Annotated in this window: 2 protein-coding genes; both read right to left on the reverse strand. The window is 62.6% G+C overall.

The window, feature by feature from the left end; translation table 11 throughout:
• Positions 1–376, reverse strand: a 376-nt coding sequence (locus ABTU92_RS29985; RefSeq protein ID WP_408095182.1) for a CheR family methyltransferase, incomplete at its 3' end; no start/stop codon positions are given.
• Positions 377–387: 11 nt separating this feature from the next.
• On the reverse strand, positions 388–704 hold a 317-nt coding region (locus ABTU92_RS29990), incomplete at its 5' end, for a HEAT repeat domain-containing protein (protein WP_408095183.1).

The following is a 704-nucleotide window of genomic DNA, read 5'->3' on the forward strand; positions in this document are numbered from 1 at the left end:
GCTCCTCGCCGGTCGAGCAGGGCACCGACCAGATCCGCACCGGCGCGCCGTGCTGCTGGTTGCGGACGACCTCCGGCAGCAAGGAGGAGATCAGGCAGCGGAATTGATACTCCTCTCGGTAGAAGTGCGTCTCGTTGACCGTCATGATGTTGATGAGCTGCTGGAGCTCGCGGGAGCTGTCTCCCAGCCGCATGGCGTTGAAATAGGACTGGAACGAGTTGAAGTCCCCGGCGTCCATGCGCTCCCGGATGCGCTTGTCGACGAAATAGCGCTTGTTGTCGGCGAACATGATGCCGGTCTTGCGGTAGAAGAACTCACGGAATTTCAGAAACTCCTCGGTTTGAAGTCCCGTCGTCTCGCCGGACCTGGGAGCCATAACCGAGACTTTCAGCTGATCTGTTTCATCGCGGCGGAGACCGCGAAGCGAAGGAACGGCTCGTCCGGAAAGCGTTGCACCAGCGCCTCGAGGTCACCGTGCATCTCGGAGGTTCCCAGCTCGGCCAGCACGTCCACGGCGGCTGCGCAGACATTGACGTGCGGGTCCGTCCGGATGACGTCCCAGGCGAGTTGCGGCACGCGAGGGTGGCGAAGCGAGAAGAGGACATTGACGGCGAAGATTCGCACGTCGCTGTCGGTATCGGAGAGCAGCGTTGACGTCGGACCCCATGGACTGCAGCGTCTCGATCGCGGCGTTGCGCAGGCCG

The organism is Rhodoplanes sp. SY1 (assembly GCF_046000175.1).
Classification (GTDB): domain Bacteria; phylum Pseudomonadota; class Alphaproteobacteria; order Rhizobiales; family Xanthobacteraceae; genus Rhodoplanes.